We start from the raw sequence: 21,860 nt of genomic DNA on the forward strand, positions 1-21,860 counted from the left end.
GTACGGAGACCGGCCGGCCGCCGGCTATGCGGGAAGAAGGGCGGCCGGCGGATCGGTGCCGACGGACACGGGCGTGCCGAGGACGTGGCGCAGTACGTGGGCCTGCTCGTGCCGGTCGCTGGTGGCGAGCAGAGCGGTGAGCACCGCGATGCGCGCCTGTCCGGCCCGGAGGGTGCCGGTGGGCACGGCGCCCGCGGCCACCAGGTCGACCCCACCGCCGTGCGTGTAGATCTCCTTGACCGCGCCGGACGCGACACGGGTGGTCAGTGCCACGAGCACGCCCCTGGCGGTGGCCGAGGCGACGGCTTCGACGAAATCGGGGGTCGCGTTGCCCGCACCGGTGCCGACCAGCACGATTCCGCGGGCTCCGGCGCCGAGTGCCGCCTCCAGCAGCAGGGGGTCCGCATCGCAGTGGTGCATCACGACGTCGACGCGGGGGAGGGTGTCCGGAGCGGGGGGAAGGGCCAGCGGGGACGGGCGCTCGGGGTGACGCAGTACCGAGACCCGGCCGAACCCGACGTTGCCGATGCGCGCGCCGGACGGGTCGCCGAACGCATCCGCCGCGAGGGTCCGGGTCTTGACGGTGCCCCGGGCGGCGTGGACCTTGCCGTCGAAGGCGATCAGCACCCCGAGGCCGCGCGTCGTGGCAGCGGTCAGCAGGGCGTCATGCAGGTTGCCAGGACCGTCGCCGTCGGCCGTGTCGAGGGGAAGCTGGGCGCCGGTGAAGACCACGGGGCGGGGGTCGTCGTGGTGGAGGTCGACGAGGAACGCGGACTCCTCCAGGGTGTCCGTGCCGTGGGTGACGACGACGCCGTCCACCGCCGGGTCCGCGAGCACCTCGTGCACGGCCCGGAGCAGCGCGAGTTGGTGCGTCGTGGTGAGGCGGGGGCTGTTCACGCTGAACAGGTCGACCACCTCGATGTCGACGCCGTCGGGCACGGCGGCCGTGGCCATCACGTCACGGCCGCTCGCATCGGCGGCGAAGCCCGATCCCTGCCAGCGGCTGGCTATCGTCCCACCGGTGCTGATGACGACGATCCGTCCCACAGAACCACTCCTCCCTCGTGCCGCAGAGGCGGTGCGGCGCGTCCGACCGGCACGCTGCCCGGCTCCGGCCGGGTTGCGCCCCCAGACATGCCCGGGAAGCCCCGAACAGTCGAGCGCAATGGTAGAGGGGATCTAGCGCAATAGGATCGCCAATATTTGCCCACTCGACCAGGTTCCATGGTGGATAATTGCTGTGTGGATCAGATTGATAGAGCAATCTTGCGTGAGCTCCAGAACGATGGTCGGCTGAGCAACCAGGAGCTGGCACAACGGGTCGGGTTGACGCCCTCGCCATGCATGCGCCGGGTGCGACAACTGGAGCAGGACGGGGTGATCCGGGGCTACCGTGCGGTGATCGATCCGGAGGCGGTCGGCCGCGGCTTCGAAGTGCTCGTGTCGATCGAGGTGAAGCGCGACCGGGATGTCGTCGAGGCATTCGAAGCCGCTCTGCAGGGCATTCCCGACGTCATCGAGGCCCATCGGCTGTTCGGCAGCCCTGGATGCCTGCTGCGCATCGCCGTGGAGGACCTGCGGGCCTACGAGCGGCTCTGGATCGAGAAGCTGACCACGCTGTCCGGCGTCACCGAAGTCAACTCGCAGATCATCATGAAGCGGATCAAGGAACCTCGAGGTCTGCCCGTGGACGGCTGAACCGCCCGCGGCGGCGCTGCTCCCTGCCGCGGCGTCTCGGCGACGTCATCCGAGTGCCGACACGCCATCGACTCCGCGGCGTACCCTTCGGCTCCGCACTCACGCCACGAGGGGCCGGTCGGTCGGGGCCACCGGAGCCGGCAGCACCGTGGAACCGGTCAGATAGCGGTCGGCGGCCGCGGCGACAGCCCGACCCTCGGCGATGGCCCAGACCACGAGGGACTGGCCGCGCCCGGCGTCGCCCGCGATGAACACCCCGTCCGCGGCGCTGTGCCCCGGCTGACCCTCGACGGCTGCTGCGAAGCGGTCGTCCCGCGCGAAGTTCCCGCGTGCCGTCAGAGTGAGGCCGAGCTGTTCCACCAGGCCGTTGTCCCGCTCCGGACCGGAGAAGCCGAGCGCGACCAGTACCAAATTCGCCGGGATCACCCGCTGGGTGTCCGGCCGGGGGCTCCTGTGCACGGGCTCCACCTCGGTCAGCCGCAACGCCCGGACCCGACCGCGGGCGTCCCCCTCGAAACTGAGGGTGGCAGAGGAGAAGAGCCGCGGGTCGCTCCCCGCCTTGCCCCGGGCCTCCGCGTGCGCGTGGGAGATCCGGTAGACCTTCGGGTGGGTGACGGGCCAGGGTTCCCCCTCAGGCCGTGCCGCACTCGGCTCCGGGTTGATGTCCAGCTGCACGACGGATGCCGCGCCCTGGCGCAGAGCGGTGCCCAGGCAGTCGGAACCCGTGTCGCCGCCACCGATGATCACCACGTGCAGGCCCGCTGCCGTGAGGGGCGAGTCGGCGTGGTCGCCTTCCCTCACCCGGTTCGCCAGCGTCAGGTAGTCCATCGCCTGGTGGATGCCCGTGAGGTCACGGCCCGGCACGGGGAGCTCCCGCCGCTCCGTGGCGCCGACGGCCACGACGACCGCGTCGTGGCGCCTCCTGAGCTCCTGGGCGTCGATGTCGTTCCCCACGTCGAGACCCGGGCGGAACTTCGTCCCCTCCGCGCTCATCTGCTCGATGCGGCGGTCCAGGTACTGCTTCTCCATCTTGAACTCGGGGATCCCGTAGCGCAGCAGCCCACCGATGCGATCGGCACGTTCGTACACGGCCACGGTGTGGCCGATCCTGGTGAGCTGCTGTGCCGCGGCCAGTCCCGCGGGCCCGGACCCGATGACGGCGACGCTCTTCCCACTGAGCCGTTGGGGCGGCTGCGGCGATGCGTACCCGAGCTCCCATGCCTGGTCGGCGATGGCTTGCTCGACGTTCTTGATCGTTATCGGGTCCGCGTTGATGGCGAGGACGCAGGCGTCCTCGCACGGCGCGGGACACAGTCGCCCGGTGAATTCGGGAAAGTTGTTCGTCGCGTGCAGCCGTTCGGCCGCCGTCCGCCAGTCGCCCCGCCGCGCGTACGCGTTCCACTCGGGGATGAGATTGCCCAGCGGACAGCCGCTGTGACAGAACGGGATGCCGCAGTCCATGCAACGCCCGGCCTGCTCGGACACCAGGGGGAGCAGTGCCTGGCCGGCGTAGACCTCGCGCCAGTCGTTCAACCGCTCCTCGACGGGGCGGGCGGGAACCGGCCGGCGGGGCACGTTGAGGAAGCCGAAGGGATCCGTCATACGCCGCCTCCCTTGACTGCTCGGGTGTACACGGCGTTCCGACCAGCGTACGCCCGCTTTGTTCGGCTTTCATCGGTCGCCGCCTCCGTGCGTCAGGAGCGGGCGACGGAGAAACTGCTGCAGCCCGCCCCGTACACGGTGCCGTCGAGGTGGTCCGGGGTGTCGGGGTCGTACCGCGCCAGCAGGTTCACCATCAGGTAGTCCGGGGGTCGGACGATCCAGTGGGTGGCGTCCAGCACGAGCCGACCGTTCCGGTACGTCCCGCTCATGGCGAACGAGCCGCGCGGGACGAGAGGGTTGGACGGGGCCGGGAAGAAGCTGAAGACCGCTGAGACGTCCCCGCCGCCCTCGTCCTCGACGTTCAGGGACAGGCCCGTGATGCCCTGGTTGCAGACGTAGCTGCCCAGCCACCTGCCGGTGACCTGCCGGACCCCGCTGCTGTCCGACGGCTCGGGGTCCGATGCGGGGCTGTCGCGCTCCACCGGGGACGGCTCGGACGAGCCGCCGCTCGGTAGGCCCGCCGCTGCGTCCGCGGTGGAGGCTTCCTGCGGTGGCGGCTCCAGGCCGTCGGTCTCCGCGGCTCCCGGTGCGGAGGCAGCGGATCCGGCGGAACCCGCACCGGAGCCGCCGGATCCGAAGATCGCCCCGGCCTGCCAGACGAAGATCGCCACGAGTGCCACGGCGGCGGCGGACGCGGCGAGGGCAAGGCGCTGTGAGCGGTGCGGGTGACAGCCGTGGACGGTGCCGCCACCCGGGTCCGGCCGCGGGCCCCCGTCGGGCAGGGCGGTCGGCGCGGAGCCGGGTACGAGAGGAGGTGCAACCGACGGATCAGGTGTCCCACCGGCCGGTGGCGGTGTCGTACCGGGGCCGGCCGGTGGAGGCGAGGGCGGCACGGAGGGGGGAGGCACCGGCGGGCCGGTCGGGGCCGATGTGGGCGGTACCGCGGGCGGTGGGGTCGGTGGCACCCAGGGGGGCGCCGACGCCACGCCGCCCGGTGCCGTCCGCGTGGCCGCGTCGGCGAGCGGGGACCGGCCGTCCGGCCCCACGGACGCCGGACCCGCCGCCTCGGCAACGGTCCGCGCGTGCTCCCGCACCGTCCGTGCGATGCTCTCCGGTAGCCAGGAAGCGCTCGTGAACAACAGCGTGGGCTCCGCCGCCCCCGCGGACTCGGTCACTTCGGCGAGCACCTCGCCGAGCGAGGGTCGGTCACCGGGTTCCTTCGCCAGGCAGCGGGCCACGAGCGGACGCAGCCCGGGAGGCACCGCATCGAGGTCGGGCTCGGAGTACACGATCCTGAACATCAGACCCTGTGCCGAGCCCGTACCGAAGGGCCCCGTGCCGGAAGCGGCGAAGGCCAGTACCGCGCCCAGCGCGAACACGTCGCTCTCCGGGCCGATGTGACGCCCCGTCAACTGCTCCGGTGACATGAAGCCCGGGGTGCCGATCACGGCTCCGGTGCGCGTGATGGCGCTGACCTCGCTCGCCGCGGAGATGCCGAAGTCGATCACCCGCGGCCCGTCCGCGGCCAGCAGCACGTTGGACGGTTTGAGGTCGCGGTGGACGAGCCCCACGGCGTGGATGGCCTCCAGGGCCTCCGCCAGTCCGGCAGCCAGCGAGGCCACCGGCCCCTCCGGCCACGCCCCGGATCCGGCCACCGCCATGTCGAGGGACAGCCCCGGCACGTAGGCGGTGGCGAGCCATGGGGGATCGGCGTCCGTGTCGGCATCCACCACGCCTGCGGTGAAGACCCCGTTCACCCGCCGGGCAGCGACCACCTCGCGGGCGAAGCGCAGCCGGAACTCGCCGTCCTCCGCGAGCTCCGGGCGCACCACTTTCACGGCGACAGCCCGGCCGCCCCGCGAACGGCCGAGATACACCCTCCCCATGCCGCCCGCACCCAACCGCGCGATCAGCCGGTACGGCCCCACGTCGCGCGGGTCGCCCGCCCCCAGCGGCTTCAGCGATGCCATCGCCACCCCCAAGTCCACCCAAGTCCGCATGGGTACAGCACGGATGGCTGACATGGTGCAGCAGGCGAGCGTTCACATGGGCAGTTATGCCGAAATAAGGTCGCGGTATGGCCACCCACGGTGGGGAAGCGGCCGCACCGCCATCGCCTACGGTCTCGTTGCGCCCCGCAGGGAATCGGGCCGCAGCTGTCGGGACCCGCGGCACACTTCGCGCGTGGTCGGACGACCGCCCCCTCACAGCCGGACGGGGCGGCACCGGCGTCCGTTGAGACGCCCGCCCCGCCTCTGAGGCAACGGAGCGGCTGCTGCTGAACCCCGCCGAACCCACCGGTCGCTCCCGACACGGCGGGGCGGTGGTGCGGTCCCGTGCCGGCCGCTCTCCCACTCGTCACGGGGGAGGAGATCCGGTCGAAGTGGAGCTTCCGGCGCCGATCCGCCGTCGTCAGTCCGAGGAGGGGCCCGCCGTCCATCGCTGTGCCCCGCTGCCGTCGGCCCGGTCGAAGCCCACGCTGCTGCCGTCGGAGCCTCCGGAGGGCGCCAGGGCGAAGTCGGGCGCGATCCTGGGGCGTACCGCACCCGAACCGTCCACGGTGAAGAGGAGGTTCAGCCCGTTCCGCCCGTTGACGGAGGAACAGTTCCAGATGCCGGCGCCGCGGTCGACGTTCCCGCGTGAATCCAGGCAGTAGTCCGGATCCGCCCCGCTGCGGACCAGGCCGTTGGGGTCCACCTTCCACGACTGGGTACGTGCACCGGTGCACCGGGCCACGATCACATCGGTGCGGTTCTGCAAGAGACCGTTCTCGATGTCCAGGCACCGCCCGGAACCCGAGTTGACGACCGGAGCGTAACCACCCCCAGGGAGCAGGGGCACAGGCAGGGGCCGGGCGCCGGCCGAATGCCCCGCCGATGGACGGCTGACCGCGGTGGGGGACGGGGTGGGTGTCGGGGTGGGTGTCGGTGCGGGCGACGACGGGCTCTCCGACGGCGACGGACTCTGCGACGGTGGGGCGGTGGCCACGGACGGGGTGGGGTGCGCGGTGCGGGGGGAAGGCGCGGCACTGCGCCCGGGGCCCGGGCGAGGACCTTCGGAGGCCGTTGCCGCCAGAGTGCCGGCGACGAGGGCACTCGCGACGGCAGCCGCGGCTCCGACGAGGAACACGGCCCTGGACAGCGGTGGCCCAACGGCGCGCAGGCCCCTGACCCGCCGGGACGGCCCGGGCCCTTCGACGGGCGCCCGGCCGCCGGTCGCCGTGCCCCGCGCTGCGGAGTCTGCACGGAGCGAGCCGTGCGGGAGCAGAGCGGACACGTACGCGGTTCCGCCCCACCGCAGCAGTCCCTCGGCGAGCACCATCCGCGGATGCTCTGCCATGAGGGTCAGTTCGTCGACGAGCCAGCTGCACCTCGGGCACTCCGCGAGGTGGAGCACGAGGTCCTCGCTGCGCCGCCGGTCTCCCGGACGCGCCGCCGCCTCGATGATGCGGCGGAATCCCAGGCACCTCTCGTCCCGACTGCGCTCCAGGTAGGCCTGCAGGAACGCCAGGCGCATGGTGCCTTCGGCCTGCCGCCGAACGTCGGGGACGACGTCCCGGTGCACCCTGAGGAACGTCGTGACGGAGGCGTCCGGTTCCTCGTCCACCACCGAGTACCACAGGACGTTGCGCGCCAGCTCCGGAAGGCGGTAGAAGCCGGTGAGCATCGCCGCCGACGCCTCGAAGGGCAGGCGGCGCTGCTCCGGTAGGTCTGCTGCCGTCACGTCCGCCAGGGCCCGGGCCTCGGCGGTGTCGTCGATCCAGGCGACGAAGTCCGGTGCGAGTCGCTCGCGGCGGCTGTCGGACGCCCAGGTGAGGCCCACTCGCTGCACCAGCAGCAGCAGGTGGTGGCGCCAGTTGCCGCGGGGGCCGATGCCCCGGCGGGCCTCCTGAGCGGCGATGCCGAAGGCCTGGACCGCCAGCTGGTTCCCGGCAACCTGGTTGCGTCCGCAGAGCCTGGCGTACTCGAGGACCGAGGACAGGTGGCGACGCCGGAGCTCCTGGGTCGCGGGCCGAGCCGTTGGCGCACCGGAACGGATACGCTCGGTGAGCTCCGCGTCCGACAGGATGGTGACGTCCGGTCTCGCGTCCCACGGGTGCGAACCGACACGCTCGAACTCTTGCACCCTCGTCGACTCCTCGCTGCACACCGTCGGGACGGCCGATCGCCGACAGGCCGGAGCCGCGCCGGTGTTACTGGCTGGAAACAGGAGCCCATCGTGGAGCAGGGACGTCTCCGGGAAAAGGGGTTTCCGCGGGTAAGTCGTTCGGGTAAGTCCCGGCCGCACCGGAGCGTGCGGCACGGCTACCATGCCCGCGCTCCGGGCGCACGCCGAGGCGGTACCGCGCCACCGGCGCCCCGGCCCCGCCCGAGCTGCCGAGGAAGCCGGTCGGGACCGACTGCCACCAGCGCTTTTGCATCTGCCCCCGGTGCCGCGCCACCGGCTGCGGCGTGCGGGCTCCGTCCGCCTGGGGCACGCTGTTCGTGGAGCTGCCGGTCTCCCGGCCGGCGGTCGTGGCGGAAGGGGTGCTGCGATGTTTGCCAGGCTGAGCACCTATCAGGGGTCCCCCGTCCCTACCGAGGGCGACTTGTCGGCGAGTTCCGAAGCAGTCGTCAAACAGGTGAAGTGGATGCCGGGATTCCTCGGCGTCTACTACCTCGTCGACCGCGCCACGGGAAGGGCCGTCTCGCTCACCTTGTGGGAGGACGAGGAGACCATGAGGGACAGCGAGGAGCGGACCGACCAGATCCGTCAGGACACCGCACGGCGTGAGGGTCAGCGCGTGCTCTCGGTCGAGCGATTCGAGGTGGGTTTCAGCCATCTCAAGCCGTGACCGCGGTCGCACCCGTGCGGCGTCACCCGGGCCCCGGGGTGCCCGTGCACCGTCCGATGCGTTCCACGAGGATGTGCCCCCATGGCAGACACATCGCCTTTGGTCGAGCTTCTGGGGCTCCAACCCCATGTCGAGGGCGGGTGGTTCCGGCGGACCTGGAGGACCTCCGCCGGTGCCGAACCCGAGGGCTACGGAGGGACGCGTCCCTACGCGACGGGCATCTACTTCCTGCTTCATCCGGGCGAGGTGTCGAGGTGGCACCGCGTGCGCTCGGACGAACTGTGGCTGTGGCACCGGGGCGGTCCGTTGCACATGGTGTTGGGCGGAAGCGGTGACCGCCCGGACGAACCGCGGGCGGAGGGGGCGGTTCTCGGGCCCGCGGTGGAGCGGGGCGAGCGCCCCCAGTTCCTCTCACCCGGGGGCACGTGGCTGCGTGCGGAGCCCGCGGGCGACGAACCGGTCCTCGTGACCTGTGTCGTCGCCCCGGGCTTCGATTTCGCCGACTTCACGATGGTGTGAGGGGCGCGCCGCCGTCCCGGGATCAGCTCGCTCGTACGGATGTCGCGCGTAGGTCCGCCAGAATTCGTGTTCGATGAGTGAATCTGAAACATGTGTCCTGTGTGGTGGGACAGTCGCCCCCGACGGATTCTGCTGGGACTGCGGGGGAAGGCAGCCGGCGTTCCGCTCGCACGTGGAAACCACGACGCACAGCGGCGCCGCAGGAGTCAGCGACCGTGGCAGCCGACGGGGCGTCAATGCCGATGCCATGGCGCTGACCACGGCCGGATCTTGGACGATCGGCGTCGTGTGCGACGGGGTGTCGATGGCACCCAGGGCGGACCGTGCCGCTCGGGTCGCGGCAGAAACGGGGGCGAGGGTCCTCGCGACGCGGCTGCGGGAGGGCACCCTGCCCGAGTACGCCCTCGGCGAGGCCGCGGCACTGGCGGGACGTGCGGTCGCCGCGCTGGCGGGCACCGAGTCCGTGGCGCCGGCCTGCACGTACGTCGCAGGCATCGCCAGCGCGGAAGGGGTGTGGGCCGCCGGGATCGGCGACAGCCGCGCCCATTGGATCCCGGACGAGGGGCCGGGGATGGTGTTGACGGAGGACGACGCGGACGAGCACGACGTCCTCACCGCATGGCTCGGGGCCGGAGCCGGCGAGCCGGCACCGCGGGTCCGCAGCTACCGGCCGGCCGTCCCCGGACGACTGATGTTGTGCACGGACGGTTTGTGGCGCTGTTTGCCGGGCTTCGCGGAGGGAGGGGGTGCACGGGCCATCCACGATCGGGGGAGCGTTGTGGTCGCCGAACTTCTGGACGACGCACGCTCACTGGTCGGACGTGCACTGGACGCCGGAGGTCACGACAACATCACCGTCGTCCTCATCCCGGTCACTCCCGGTGCGCCGACCAGGTCTGATTCCGGTTGAGCGGACCGTGCGCCACATCGGTCCGCATCCCGGTTCCCAGGTTCAGTGCCGATTCGGTTGGGGTGGAAGGGTGTTCGAGGGGGTGACAGGAGTACTGTGCGCTGGCACGAGACCCGCTGTACTGATGTGCATGGAGGATTGATGAAGGTACCAACCCGCGCGTGGAAGCGCTCGGGCGCTCTGATAGCGAGCGCGGCCGCAGGACTCGTTGGAGTGGGACTGTGTGCCGCTCCGGCGTCAGCCCACACCCCGCTCTGGACGGTGACGTGCTCCGAGGTCACGATTGATCTCAAGGCGTACAACAACAAGGTCACCAACACCGTGACCGTCACCGTCGACGGCAAGGACCTGCTGCCCACCAAGGAGTTCGGCCGCACGTTCCATGACACGATCAAGCTGCCCGAGCACCAGAGCGTCGCTCAGGTGCGGTTGGTCGTGAAGGCGGGCGACGGCGACCGCTTCTCGCACGACGAGACGAAGTCCTCGCCGGTGTGCGAATCCACGCCGCCCTCGGAGCCGCCCGAGACCTCCGAACCGCCGAAGCCCTCGGAGCCCGCTGAGCCTTCGGACACGCCGTCCACCGAGCCGCCCACCACCGAGCCGCCCACCACCGAGGCGCCGCCGGCGGGGAGTACGCCGCCTCCCGGTGGCCTGGCGGAGACGGGTGGATCCAGCGCCACTCCGGTCATCGCCGGGGGCGCGGCCGTGGCCGTCCTGGCCGGTGGCGGCATCCTGGTCGCGACCCGCAAGCGCCGCGCCTCGCGCGGCTGATCGTCACCAGCTCGTCGTTTTGGTCCGTGCCCCGCGCGCCCTCGGGTGCGCGGGGCACGGGTGCGTCCGACGCGGGCCCGCGCCGGAGCCACGGGCAACCGGCCTACGGATCGAGCCGATCGAGGACTGCCGAGGCGACCGCGGCGTCGAGCGCGCCGACTCCGGTGAGGTCGGCGACGGTGACGGCGTCGTCCGCCCGCGCGGGGCGTGCCGCGAGCACGACGCCCGCCGCAACGTCGCTGTCCTCGGCCGTGGTCCCCGCCCTGACCGCGTGGCCGAAGTCACCGTGGTCCAGGCACTGGTCGTGGTCGTCGGTCGCGATGATGCGGGCACGGCCGAACAGCGCGGCGGGCAGCTCGTTCTTGTGCGGCATGTCGGTACCGATGCCCGTGACGTGCGTGCCCTCCCTTACCGCAGCGGACTTCAGGACCGGGGTCGTGGCCGGTGTCGTCGTGAGGACCATGTCGGCCCCCGCCGCCTCATCGGCCGATGCGGGCCTGGCGTCCAGTCCGCGTGCGGCGAGCCAGTCGCACACCGCCCGGGACCGCTCCATGCTGCGGCCGTGCACCAGCACCCCGCTGATCGGGCGGAGTTCGGCAAGCCAGGTGATCTGGAGGCGTGCCTGTTCGCCGGTGCCGAAAACGGCGGCGGTCGTGGCGTCCCGGCGCGCCATGGCGTGCGTGACCAGTGCGCCCGCCGCGGCCGTCCGCCAGGCGGTGAGCATGCCGCGGTCGTCCAACACGGCACGGATCCGGCCGGTTCGGGCGCTGATCACGCAGACCAGACCGTGGTTGGCGGGCAGCCCGAGTCCCGGGTTGCCGTAGAAGCCGGTCGCTACCTTGACGGTGAAGTCGGCCGAATCGGTGAGCCGGCCGGCCTTGACGTGGCAGTCCCCTTCGGCATCGGGGAAGTCCATGTGCAGGGGCGGCGGTACGACCGTGCGGCCCGCGGCGTGCGCGATCAGAGCATCGCGGACGGCGTCCAGCACGAGTCCGGGGGAGGCGGCCCGCTCGATGGCCTCGGGGTCCAGGACGCGGAGCTTCACCGGCGTGTCCGCATCCACCGGTCGAATGCGGCGAGGCCTTCCTCCGGGTTCCTACGACCCACGCCGATACGGAACCGGTCGGCGGGAGTGGCGGTGAGGTCCGAGCGGTAGATGCTCGCCGGTAGGAGCAGGACGCCCGCCTCCTGGACCAGACGGGTGCAGAACTCCTCGACGCCGTTCGCTCCGAGGTAGCGGGGGTAGGCGACGCAGCCGCCGTCCGGCGCCCGCCAGGCGAAGTCGTCGGCGTACGTCGCGAAGAAGGCGTCGAACAGCGGCAGGTTCGCGGCGATCAGGGCCCGGTTGCGCTCCAGGATGGTCTCCCGTGCCTTGAGTGCGATACGGGCCAGGACCTCGCTCGGCCCCGCGTTGCAGATGGTCGTGTAGTGCTTGGCGCGCTCCAGGCGGGACCGCAGGGCTCGGTCCCGACAGGCGATCCAGCCGATCCGAAGCCCCGGCAGGCCCAGGGACTTCGAGGTCACGTTCAGGGAGAGGGCGCGTTCGGACAGGTCGGCGGCCTGCGGGAGGGTCCTCGCGGGATCGCGTTCCAATCCCCGGTAGACCTCGTCGCTGAAGAGGTGGATGCCGCGCTCGTCGCACATCCGGGCCAGAGCCGCGAAGTCGGCGGCACCGATGACCTTGCCGGTGGGATTGTTGGGGAAGTTGACCGAGACGACCCTGGTGCGGGGCTCGATCGCCGCTGCCACCGCATCGAGATCGAGGGCCCAGTCCCGGTCCGGGTCCAGAGCCACCCCGGTCACCTCGCACAGCGCGAGCGGCACGGTCTCGGCGGCCTGGTAGTTGGGGGTCACGACCACCGCGTGGTCGTCCGGGCCGAGCAGGACGTTCATGGCGAGGTAGAGCGCTTCCTCAGCGCCGGCGAAGCAGATGACGTCATCGGCGTCCGCCTTCTCGTACGTCTCGGCGATGACCTCGCGCAGCGCGGGGTCGCCGAACGTCTCGGTGTATCCGAGGGACAGGTTGCGGAAGGCGTCCCGGTCCGTGTCGTCGGCGAGCCCGAGCAGTTCGCCGAGCGTCATGGTCTGGACGTCCGAGGCGGTCATGTGGTGTCGGGCGCGGAACTCCCAACGGGAGAAGTAGGTTTCCAGCCGGAAGTCGGGCAGCCGGGTCATGGCGCGGTCCTACCTTTGGGGAGTGGTTGCTCTGGTCATGCGCAGATCGGAGGGGCCAGGGGTTCCGGGTACGGCTGTCAGGGCGGCGCCGCCCCTTGCGCTCTGTGCTCGGAGAGCAGGGCGTAGATCGTGGAGCGTGAGGCTTTCAGGGCGGCGGCCACGGCGGGTGCTGCGCGGCGTACCGAGAACACGCCGGCTTCGTCGAGCCGACCGATCACCGTGAGGCGGTCCCGTCGTCCGAGGCGTTCGACGGGACGTCCCGTCTCGCGTACGTACGCGCCGACGACCTGGTGGACGCGTTCGGTCCAGTCCTGTTCGAAGAGGGGCTCAGGTCGCTGGACGGTCGGTGCTCCGAACGCGGCCAGCACGGTCGAGGCCTGCTCGAGAGGCGTTCGGTCGAGGTTGATGCACAGTACTGCGTTCGGTCGGCCCCGGTCGTCCCGCAGGACCGCGCTGACCGAGGAGAGGCGCCGCCCGTCCGCGAGCATCTTCCCGTACGGCCCGTAGACGTCGTGAGCCGAGGGGTCGAGTGCGTCCAGTTCGCCCAGGAGCGACGGGTCACCGGGCTTGCGTGAGGTCATCGGGTTCCAGACGGCCAGTACCCGGTCGGTGTCGGGATCGTGCAGGACCACCTCGGCGTACGGGCCGAGGAGGAGCACGACGGCCTGGCACACCGGTGCCCACGTCGCCACCCGGGGATCCGGCTCCTCTTCCGCGTTCGTCATGGACTGGACTGTACGTCCAGACTGGACAGACTGTCCAGTCACGCCGGAGTGGAACGCGAAGGGCGGGTCTCCGAACCGGAGACCCGCCCACCCGCCTGACATCCGGGCGGGAAGTGACTCAGCCCTGGCAGATCCCGCGGGCGTAGTCGAAGGTGGCCGTCGCCTGCGAGTACGCCCACTGGGGCGCCAGCAGGTCGACATCCAGCTGGGCCGCGGCCGACGGGCTTTCGACGATGTAGCCGAAGTCCTGCAGCCAGGACGGGTACAGGTTCTTCGACCCGAGGTAGAACGCCGAACCGTCCACGGACACCAGCTTGTGGTGCTGGGCGTAGGGCTTTCCGTCGGCCCACGTGGCGCTGTCGGCACTACGGCCCGTGGCGAGCTGGAGATTGGCGCACATCGCTGCCTTGGCCTGCGGGACTCCGCCGGTGCGCAGGGCTAGGCGGCCCCGCAGGGCGTCGCTGATCTCGTTCAGCGATGTGATCTGCGAGTAGCCGCCGCTGCCGATCGCCCCCCGGTTGGCGGGGTCGCTGACCACGATGCGCACCTTCACCCCGGCCGCCAGCTTCGCCGCGAGCACGTCGTAGAGGCGCACGTCGTAGCGGGGCAGCGGCGGACAGGTGGCGTGCAGGTCCTGCTGGGAGATCTCGATGTGCTCCTTGGCGCTCCCGACGAGTGCCCGCAAGGCGCTCTCCTCGGGGTTCACCGTGTCGTAGTCGCGGTCCGCGTTGGTGTAGTCGTGCACGCCCACCAGGCACTTGGTGTCGGACGCGGTGGGCAGGAACGGCTTGAACGACGATGACGGATCGACGCTCCTGATACCGACGCCGAGGCCACCCACGGCGATCACGGGAACGTTTCCGCTCGGGGCGGTCGGCTCGGTTCCGTGGCCGAGCGTCGGTATGCAACCGGCTCCTCCGGAGGAGGCGAACCAGACCTTGGCGAGGTTGCCGGAGTTCTGGCACGTCCAGGACCAGAGCTGGTCGAGGTACCTACTGGCCGACCCCGCCGCGGGGCCGGTCAGCGCCAGGTCGACGTCGGCCACCGGGTGCGTGGTGGTGACGTAGTCGTTCTTCCAGTTGTTGATGCCACCGGTGACCACCGACCGGCCGTCGACGACCAGCAGTTTGGAGTGGTTCCACGAGAATCCGGTCTTGGACGTCGTCATCGACGCCACGTTCAGCGTGACGCTGTCGGCGTCCGCGCCGAGCCGGGAGCGCAGCTCGTCACGGTACGTCGACGGCACCACGTTGAGGTGGTAGATCGGAGCGGCGCCCACGAGGACGCGCACCGTGAGCTTGTTGCCCGCACCGGCGGACTTCTTGAGACCCGCGACGATCGCGTCCTGGAAGGGCCCGTCGGGGAAGGGCGCCAGGGTGGATATGTCAACGGTGTGCGTGGCCTTCGAGATGTTCTCCGTCATCCTGGCCAGCAGCTTGTCCGTGCCCGGACGCTCGGTGCAGTGGGGATCGCCCCAGCAGCCCGGGGTCTGCAACAACCAGTCGGACGGACCGCCGACGCCGGTGTCGAGGGCGTTGCCGCCGGTGCGCTCCCACACCTGTCCCTCGAGGCCCGGAGAGACCTCGCGGAGCGTCCGCTCGACGACGTCGAGGTGGGGTGCCGGCGAGTCGGCCAGCGCCGGAGTGGCGGGCAGGGCCGGACCGATGAGCACGGAGACCGCTGCGGTTCCTACGAAACGTGGTAAACGGCGGAGCCGGGTACGAGCCAATGTCACTTCCTTGTCAGAAGGTGCTGGTACTTGGGGGCCGAAGGGTGCGGACACCGGAGCAGCGCGCGGCGATCCGCAGGCCGTACGCCCTCACGGGTGATCAGGCACGTTGAAAATTACCAGTGGTGCGACGCGGGCTTCCGCCGCAGGGTGCCGTGATGCCGATGCCGATGCCGATGCCGATGCCGATGCCGACGCGAGCCGAGTGGGGTGCCCGGCCCGGGCCACGCGTTCGCCTGCGCGGGCGCCGGTCGCGACGCGTTTGCGGGAATCGGGTGTGCCGCACGGGGCGGACGGGGAAACCGTGATGGGCAAGGCATGGGATCCGTGCGACCGGAGGAACGGCGCGCCACGCTCCGAGGAGGAGAGATGACCGCAGGCCACGGAGGCCCGCCGCCGGTTCCGATCGTCCGTCGTCCGCCCGACCCGGACGACGCCGTGATCTGGGAGCCCAGCGAGCGTTGGGTGCGCGGAGTGAAGGAGGGCGTCACGGTCGTCGACAGCCGGCGCCCGCTTCTGGTGTGGGAGCCGGGCCGTCCTGTGCCCCTGTATGCCTTCCCCACCGGGGACGTCCGGATGGACCTGCTCCGCAGGACGGTGCGGCCCGCCAGCGGCCGGCATGCGGGGTCGACGGTGTTCTACGACCTCGAGGCGGGCGAATCGGTGGTTCCTGCAGCGGCGTGGACCTACCCCGGAGAGGAGCTGGGCGGTCACGTGTCCTTCGAGTGGTTCGGGCGCAACGCGCTCGACCACTGGTACGAAGAGGAGGAGGAGGTCTTCGTGCATCCACGGGACCCGCACAAACGCGTGGACGCGCTGCCCAGCACCCGTCACGTACGGGTCGAGATCGACGGCACGGTCGTTGCCGATACGCACAGCCCCGTCCTGCTGTTCGAGACGGACCTCCCGGTCCGCTACTACGTCCCGCGCGTCGACGTCAGGCTCGACCTCCTCACCCCGGTCCGCATGCACACGCGGTGCCCCTACAAGGGTGTGGCCGGTGAGTACTGGTCGTGGCCCGGCGGCGGGACACGGCGGGACATCGCGTGGAGCTATCCCGATCCGCTGCCCGCGGTGGGCGTCATCAAGGACAGGGTGGCGTTCTACAACGAGTCCGTCGACATCACCGTGGACGGCGAACGGCAGCAGCGGCCCGTCACCTTCTTCAGCAAACCGCCGCGCCGGGGTCCCGCCCCGAACCGCTGAGCACGAGCCGGGAGCCGTACGCGCATCCAGCAACCCTTGCCGAACGCAACGCCGTTCCCGGAGGCGCACGTGCTCCTCACGGACTGCCGGGCGTCCGTCCTGACGGACCGTCACCGCTGCAGCGATGCCGGCGGCTGTCCGGGGGCGGTCGTACGTACGGGATCACGGGGGACGACGTCGAGGAGTCCGCGCGTGCATTGCTTCGGCAGGTGGCTTCCGCGGAAGTGGAGCAGTGGCGGCGTCGCGCAGGGGGCCACCTGGGTGCGGTAGACCGCGCCGATCCGGTGCGGCTCCTTCCCCGGTGTCGTCCGGGCCTACGGTCGGCCGTCGGGATGCGGCCGGCGCCCTCCGCTCTTCCGTCCGGTGGGGAAGGGGACCCCGTTCCGGGTCGTTGACACGCGAGGAGTCGCGGGTGTTCACTGATTAATTAGTTAGTCAGAAACTTTGCCCGAGTGATGAGGGTGTGGCCGGCCGAGGCCGACGGCACTCAGGGAGAGGCGGGGACATGCTCCGGGAGACACTGCCAGGGACCGACTACTACGCCCCTGAGGTCTTCGCGTTGGACCGGGAGAAGGTGTTCTTCGCCTCCTGGCTCTGCGTGGGTCGGGTCGAGGACGTCGCGGAGCCGGGGCAGTGGGTCACTGTCGACGTCGTCGGCGAGAGCGTCCTGGTCGTGCGCGGGAAGGACGGGGTCATACGGGCCTTCTACAACGTCTGCCGGCACCGCGGGTCCCGGCTGTGCGACGGCGAAGCGGGACGGGTCACCTCTGGATTCAGCTGTCCGTATCACGCCTGGCGGTACTCGCTGGAAGGACGGCTCCGGGGTACGCCCAACGTTCCCCGCGAGGAGGTCCCCAGGTCCGACTACGGGCTCTGGCCGGTGCACATCGACACCTGGCAGGGGTTCCTCTTCGTCAACCTCGGCAAAGAAGACCCGCCACCACTCCGGGAAGCGCTCGACCGAGACGGCGTGCTCGACTTCGAACGGTTCGACCTCACTGGCCTGCGTCGGGGGTTCAGGGTGACGCACGAGGTGCAGGCCAACTGGAAGATCATCGTCGCGAACTACAACGAGTGCCTCCACTGCCCCACGGTCCATCCGGAGCTCGTCGACATCGTCCCCGTCTTCCGCTCGGGCGTGGTGGCGGAACAGGGACGGACGGACGGAGGGGTGTCCTTGGCGGGCGGCAGGACCAGCATGTCGGCGTCTGCGGAACACGATCTGCTGAGGATTCCCGGGATGTCCGACGACGAGGCGGGTTCGTACTACGGCGCCCTGATCTTCCCGGGCATGTTCCTGGACGTCAGCGGGTGCGAGGTCGTCGCGAGCATGGTCCAGCCGACGGGTCCCGCGTCCAGCAGGATCGTCACGGACTACCTGTTCCACCCGGACAGCGTCGCCAGTCCGGACTTCGACCCCAGCGCCGTCGTCGAATTCAATGAGCTGGTCGCGGGGCAGGACAACACCGTGTGCGAGCGCACGCAGAAAGGCGTCATGTCGCGGGCTTTCAGCCGAGGGGTGTATCCGGAGAAGGACGCGGACGTCCACGCATTCGAAAGTCGATACACGAGCATGAGGGATTCCTGAGGGCGTACTCGGGGCCGGGTGCCCCGACCGTTCCGCCGTTTCAGCGTGCCGGGTGCCGATATTTCCCGATTTCCCGCACCGCTCCGCGATGCGGATCCGACGGCGACCGGATCACTCTCACTATCTTCCTCACGCATGTCTTCCTCACGCCCGGACGGCGCATGGCACGAGCGTTTGTGCGAGGCTCTCCGTAGGGAGTGGTGAAGCACAGACAGTGCATCGCCCGGTCCTCATGCTTCTGTACCACGGGAGCGGCGAGCCATGAACGCATACGGATCACTGCCGAGCGCGCATCGCGCTGAGCGCGTCGTGGTCGGGGTCAGCGGCTCCCCCGGTAGTCGGACGGCCCTGCGTGCGGCCTTGTCGGAGGCCGTTCGCCGCGGAGCGGAATTGTGGGCGGTGACTGCCTGGGTGGTTCCTGGCGGACTGGTCGCCACTCGACGTGCCGCCCCCGACCCCCTCATGGCGCAGCAGTGCCGGAGCCTGGCCTGGGACGCACTCGTGGACTCGCTCGACGGCACGCTCGGCGGTACCGACCCCGGGGTACCCCTTCGGGCCCTTCCCGTACACGGTGCACCGGGCCGAAGCCTGGTGGACCTGGCGGACCGCGAGGGCGATCTGCTCGTGGTGGGTGCCGGCCGCAGCGGTGCCCTCCGCCGCTTCCAGCCCGGCCCGGTGGCCCGCTACTGCCTCATGCACGCCACGTGCTCGGTGATGGCCGTACCGCCTTCACCGCTGGAGGCGGAGTGGAAGTCCGTCCGTCGTCGCAATGCCCTGGGGCTGCCGCTCGACACCGGCCGGTTGCTGGGCACCTCCCACGGGTGAGGACACCGTTGTCCGAGCCGGGTCGCCGGGGACCGGCGCGCCATCGCCCAGCAGCAGCCCGCAGGTCCCGCCGGGCCGACTCGGATGGCCGGTGGCGTCCCCGCCGGGCCCCGTTCCCGCTCGCCGCGCCGTCAACAGCGTGCTGTCGCGGACACCTCGCCCGGCTCGGTCGCCACCTCGCCGGGGTCACGTGAGTCGGCGACGACCCTTCCTTGGGGTCGGGGACCACCACGGTCGCCTTCGGCTGACCGTCTTCCGCGTCCGGCGGGTCACCGGGTCCGTGACCGCCCACCGTCGCCGTCTCGCGCCCCGGTACCGACGGGGGCCGACGGAGTGAACGTGACGGGCAGGCGTGTGGGTCCGCGCAGCCCGCCCGGGCGCCAGGTCAGCTCGCCCGGCGGGACCGCAAGGGCGATGTCGGGGAGCCTGCGCAGTACGGACCCGATCGCGATCTGGCCCTCGAGCCTGGCCAGGGGTGCCCCCAGGCAGTAGTGGATCCCGTGCCCGAAGGCGAGGTGCGCGTTGTCCCGGCGGGTGATGTCGAGCCGGTCGGGATCGTGGAACCGGTCGGGGTCGCGGTCGGCGATCGCGGAAGCGATCAGGACGGTGTCTCCGCGTGGGATCGTGACGCCCGCGATGGTCACCTCCTCGCGCGCGAAGCGTGCGATCCCCGGACTGACGGGCCCGTCGTAGCGGAGGAACTCCTCGATCGCCCCGGGCAGCAGCTCGGGATCGCCGCGTAGCAACGCCAGCTGATCGGGATGGGCGAGCAGGGCGGCCATCCCGCCCCCGATCAGATTGACGGTCGTGATGTACCCCGCCACCAGGAGGAGGAACGCCATCGCGATGAGCTCGTCCTCGTTCAGCCGCTGCTCCTCGTCCCTGGCCGTGACCAGCGCACTGAGCAGGTCGTCCCCGGGCCTGGCCCGCTTGTCCGCGAGCAGCCCGGTCAGATACGTGCGCATCTGGCGCCACGCCGCGTCCACCACCTCGGGGTCCGGCTGCTGCGCCCTCCGCAGGATCATGTCGTCGGTCCAGCGCTGGAAGTCGTTGCGCTCCGTCGTCGGCACGCCAAGCAGTTCACTGATGACGGTGACCGGGAGGGGGAGCGCGAAGTCCGCGACGAGGTCGGCACGTCCCGCCGGGGAGACCGCGTCCAGCAGTCGGTCGGTGACCTCCTGGACCCGGGGCCGCAGCTCGGCCACCCGGCGTGCGGTGAACGCCTTCGAGACCAGCCGGCGCAGCCGGGTGTGGTCCGGTGGGTCGGAGCGGAGCATGTTGCTCAGCATCGACTCGCGCTCCGTCGCCGGCAGGGACTGCATCAACCGGGGGTCCGAGGCGTCGCGGACGTCGCTGCTCAGTCTCGGGTCCGACAGGGCTTCCAGGCCGTCCTCGTAACGGGTGACCAGCCAGGCCTCCAGGCCGCCCGCGATGACCGCGCGGCACACGGGCCCTTCCTCGCGCAGCCTGCGGTAGAGCGGGAAGGGGTCCGTGAGGAAGGCAGGGTCGGCGTAGGGCAGAAGGACCGGTTGCTCGCTCACCGTGACTCCTCGGGCAGTTCACTGGCCGAATTCATGGCAATGATCACTTCTTGAGGGTATATGTGCCCATGCTGGTGTGCCGGATTCCCGGAGGGAGCGTCTGTGATGGAGCGGACCACCTGTTGTGTGGTGGGTGGCGGACCCGCCGGAATGGTCCTCGGCCTGCTCCTGGCGCGTGCCGGCGTGGCCGTCACGGTCCTGGAGAAGCACGGAGACTTCCTCCGGGACTTCCGGGGGGACACCGTCCATCCCTCCACCCTGTCCCTGCTCGACGACCTGGGACTGGCGGAGCAGTTCGCCGGGCTGCCGCAACGCCGTGTGACCAGGGTCCAGCTGCCGCTCGGTCCCGGTCGTTCGCTCGTCACCGTCGGGGACATCGGCGCACTGCGGGGACCGTACAACTACATCGCCATGGTGCCGCAGTGGGACCTGCTGGACCTCCTGGCCGAGGAGGCTCGGCGCGAGCCCTCGTTCTCGCTGCGCATGAACACCGAGGCGACGTCCTTCCTGAGGGAACGGGGACGGGTCACCGGGGTGCGCTATCGGACCTCCGACGGTGTCGAGGGAGAGCTGCGGGCGACGATCACGGTCGCCTGCGACGGGCGGGGCTCGCTGGCGCGGGCCATGCCCGAACTGCGCCTGGAGAGCTTCTCCTGCCCGATGGATGCGTGGTGGTTCCGGCTGCCGCGGAGTGAAGGGGACCCGCAGGGGCTGGTGGGTGGCGTCGGTGACCGGTTCTTCACCGCAATGATCGACCGTGGCGACTACTGGCAGTGTGCTGCGCTCATTCCCAAGGGGACGGACGCCCGTCGCCGCTCTGCGGGGCTCGAGGCGTTCATGGGGGAATTCGCGGCGGCAGCGCCGTGGATGGCGGACCGGACGGACGCGCTGAAGTCCTGGGACGACGTGAAGCTGCTCGACGTGCGGCTCGACCGCCTGCGGCGCTGGCACCGGCCGGGGCTGTTGTGCATCGGCGACGCAGCACACGCCATGTCACCGGTCTTCGGCATCGGCATCAACCTCGCCGTCGAGGACGCGGTGGCGGCCGCCCGCCACCTCGTCGAGCCGCTGCGCGAGGGGATTGTCGGGCTGCGGGAGGTGCGGGGGATCCAGCGCCGCCGGTGGCCGACCACCGCTGCGACGCAGGGACTTCAGCGGTTCGCCCACGCCCGGGTCATCGAACCGCTGTTGGCGGGTCGTCCCGCCTTCGGCGACCCGAAGCTCGCGCAGCGGGCGACGGAACTGGTGACCGCGTCGCCCTGGGTGAGGAGGGTCCCTGCGTACTTCCTCGCCTACGGGGCGTTGCGCGAGCGTCCCCCGGCGGCCTCCGTCCGCTGAGTCGTTCCCCGGGCGGCCGAGGTCCCGCTTGAGGGCGGCCTCGTGTGGTGCGACGTGCCGTGACGGTACGTCGCGCCGGTCCGGCGTTCGGCCTGTTCCCGGTCGGTGCAGGGGCACGGGCGCGGCAGTACAAAGTGGTACTCATAGGTAGAATTCTGGTCATGGGAGTGGCGTTCATCGTGTCGACCGCCCCCGGGTGGGGTGGTCACCCCGACGGAACCGCCGGCGTTCGGCGGGGCTGGTCGTTCCCGAACGCCCGTGCCGATGGTGGGACGCCGTCCGGCGGAGACCGCGCCCACCGCCCCGGCCCGAAGCGGCGTCGGGGGGATCCGGTCGCCGAGTCGGGCATCGGGAACCGCACCGTACGGAGCCGGACGGCCGGCGGGGGACCCCGATGGC

At 71.0% G+C, this 21,860-nt stretch carries 18 protein-coding genes; 9 read left to right on the forward strand and 9 right to left on the reverse strand.

Going from position 1 to position 21,860, the window contains the following annotated elements:
* Nucleotides 1-24: 24 nt before the first annotated feature.
* The gene (locus ACFXOM_RS30940) at nucleotides 25-1,047 is read right to left on the reverse strand and encodes an asparaginase (protein ID WP_384941475.1); all 1,023 of its coding nucleotides are present in this window, start codon (nucleotides 1,045-1,047) and stop codon (nucleotides 25-27) included.
* Between the two features lie 195 nt (nucleotides 1,048-1,242).
* Here ACFXOM_RS30940 and ACFXOM_RS30945 point away from each other — a divergent pair, with 195 nt between their 5' ends.
* Entirely contained in the window at nucleotides 1,243-1,698 is a 456-nt protein-coding gene (locus ACFXOM_RS30945) for an Lrp/AsnC family transcriptional regulator (protein WP_384941473.1), read from the forward strand.
* Nucleotides 1,699-1,797: 99 nt separating this feature from the next.
* On the opposite strand, the gene ACFXOM_RS30950 is transcribed toward ACFXOM_RS30945, so the two are convergent.
* The 3 genes from ACFXOM_RS30950 to ACFXOM_RS30960 form a co-directional block, all read right to left on the reverse strand.
* The gene (locus ACFXOM_RS30950) at nucleotides 1,798-3,300 is read right to left on the reverse strand and encodes a glutamate synthase subunit beta (RefSeq protein WP_385040607.1); all 1,503 of its coding nucleotides are present in this window, start codon (nucleotides 3,298-3,300) and stop codon (nucleotides 1,798-1,800) included.
* A gap of 92 nt (nucleotides 3,301-3,392) precedes the next feature.
* On the reverse strand, nucleotides 3,393-5,270 hold the full coding sequence (locus ACFXOM_RS30955) for a serine/threonine-protein kinase (RefSeq protein ID WP_384941469.1): 1,878 nt from the start codon (nucleotides 5,268-5,270) through the stop codon (nucleotides 3,393-3,395).
* A gap of 442 nt (nucleotides 5,271-5,712) precedes the next feature.
* Entirely contained in the window at nucleotides 5,713-7,425 is a 1,713-nt protein-coding gene (locus ACFXOM_RS30960) for a ricin-type beta-trefoil lectin domain protein (protein WP_385040610.1), read from the reverse strand.
* Nucleotides 7,426-7,888: 463 nt separating this feature from the next.
* Between ACFXOM_RS30960 and ACFXOM_RS30965 the strand changes: the two genes are divergently transcribed.
* The 4 genes from ACFXOM_RS30965 to ACFXOM_RS30980 all read left to right on the forward strand — a co-directional run bounded on the left by ACFXOM_RS30965 (nucleotide 7,889) and on the right by ACFXOM_RS30980 (nucleotide 10,334).
* Nucleotides 7,889-8,134 (forward strand): hypothetical protein, encoded by a 246-nt coding sequence (locus ACFXOM_RS30965; protein ID WP_384941465.1) that lies wholly within the window; start codon nucleotides 7,889-7,891, stop codon nucleotides 8,132-8,134.
* An 81-nt stretch (nucleotides 8,135-8,215) separates the two neighbouring features.
* A complete protein-coding gene (locus ACFXOM_RS30970) occupies nucleotides 8,216-8,653 on the forward strand; it encodes a cupin domain-containing protein (protein WP_385040613.1) in 438 nt (145 codons plus the stop codon).
* A gap of 172 nt (nucleotides 8,654-8,825) precedes the next feature.
* Nucleotides 8,826-9,563 carry a PP2C family protein-serine/threonine phosphatase gene (locus ACFXOM_RS30975; RefSeq protein ID WP_384941461.1) on the forward strand — a complete coding sequence of 246 codons (738 nt, stop codon included), beginning with the start codon at nucleotides 8,826-8,828 and terminating at the stop codon, nucleotides 9,561-9,563.
* Nucleotides 9,564-9,704: 141 nt separating this feature from the next.
* Complete coding sequence (locus ACFXOM_RS30980; RefSeq protein WP_384941459.1) at nucleotides 9,705-10,334, forward strand: LAETG motif-containing sortase-dependent surface protein; 630 nt, start codon at nucleotides 9,705-9,707, stop codon at nucleotides 10,332-10,334.
* 103 nt (nucleotides 10,335-10,437) lie between these two features.
* Here the strand turns inward: ACFXOM_RS30980 and ACFXOM_RS30985 are convergent, their stop codons facing one another.
* From ACFXOM_RS30985 to ACFXOM_RS31000, 4 genes are all read right to left on the reverse strand, one after another.
* On the reverse strand, nucleotides 10,438-11,379 hold the full coding sequence (locus ACFXOM_RS30985; protein ID WP_384944565.1) for an ornithine cyclodeaminase family protein: 942 nt from the start codon (nucleotides 11,377-11,379) through the stop codon (nucleotides 10,438-10,440).
* Nucleotides 11,376-12,509, reverse strand: coding sequence for an aminotransferase class I/II-fold pyridoxal phosphate-dependent enzyme (locus tag ACFXOM_RS30990; RefSeq protein ID WP_384944563.1), 1,134 nt, complete (start codon nucleotides 12,507-12,509; stop codon nucleotides 11,376-11,378). The genes ACFXOM_RS30985 and ACFXOM_RS30990 overlap by 4 nt, the downstream gene beginning before the upstream one ends.
* Before the next feature lie 77 nt (nucleotides 12,510-12,586).
* Nucleotides 12,587-13,234, reverse strand: coding sequence for a transcriptional regulator (locus ACFXOM_RS30995; protein WP_384941453.1), 648 nt, complete (start codon nucleotides 13,232-13,234; stop codon nucleotides 12,587-12,589).
* Nucleotides 13,235-13,352: 118 nt separating this feature from the next.
* On the reverse strand, nucleotides 13,353-14,906 hold the full coding sequence (locus ACFXOM_RS31000) for a phospholipase (RefSeq protein ID WP_384944561.1): 1,554 nt from the start codon (nucleotides 14,904-14,906) through the stop codon (nucleotides 13,353-13,355).
* A gap of 426 nt (nucleotides 14,907-15,332) precedes the next feature.
* Between ACFXOM_RS31000 and ACFXOM_RS31005 the strand changes: the two genes are divergently transcribed.
* The 3 genes from ACFXOM_RS31005 to ACFXOM_RS31015 all read left to right on the forward strand — a co-directional run bounded on the left by ACFXOM_RS31005 (nucleotide 15,333) and on the right by ACFXOM_RS31015 (nucleotide 18,582).
* Nucleotides 15,333-16,169 carry a DUF427 domain-containing protein gene (locus ACFXOM_RS31005; protein ID WP_384941450.1) on the forward strand — a complete coding sequence of 279 codons (837 nt, stop codon included), beginning with the start codon at nucleotides 15,333-15,335 and terminating at the stop codon, nucleotides 16,167-16,169.
* Between the two features lie 505 nt (nucleotides 16,170-16,674).
* The gene (locus ACFXOM_RS31010) at nucleotides 16,675-17,757 is read left to right on the forward strand and encodes an aromatic ring-hydroxylating dioxygenase subunit alpha (protein ID WP_384941444.1); all 1,083 of its coding nucleotides are present in this window, start codon (nucleotides 16,675-16,677) and stop codon (nucleotides 17,755-17,757) included.
* A 261-nt stretch (nucleotides 17,758-18,018) separates the two neighbouring features.
* Complete coding sequence (locus ACFXOM_RS31015; RefSeq protein WP_384941443.1) at nucleotides 18,019-18,582, forward strand: universal stress protein; 564 nt, start codon at nucleotides 18,019-18,021, stop codon at nucleotides 18,580-18,582.
* A gap of 269 nt (nucleotides 18,583-18,851) precedes the next feature.
* On the opposite strand, the gene ACFXOM_RS31020 is transcribed toward ACFXOM_RS31015, so the two are convergent.
* On the reverse strand, nucleotides 18,852-20,123 hold the full coding sequence (locus tag ACFXOM_RS31020; RefSeq protein WP_384941442.1) for a cytochrome P450: 1,272 nt from the start codon (nucleotides 20,121-20,123) through the stop codon (nucleotides 18,852-18,854).
* Nucleotides 20,124-20,228: 105 nt separating this feature from the next.
* Between ACFXOM_RS31020 and ACFXOM_RS31025 the strand changes: the two genes are divergently transcribed.
* Nucleotides 20,229-21,461, forward strand: coding sequence for an FAD-dependent oxidoreductase (locus ACFXOM_RS31025; RefSeq protein ID WP_385040616.1), 1,233 nt, complete (start codon nucleotides 20,229-20,231; stop codon nucleotides 21,459-21,461).
* Nucleotides 21,462-21,860: the final 399 nt, after the last annotated feature.

The organism is Streptomyces sp. NPDC059169, from assembly GCF_042755225.1.
In the GTDB taxonomy this organism is placed as follows: Bacteria; Actinomycetota; Actinomycetes; order Streptomycetales; family Streptomycetaceae; genus Streptomyces.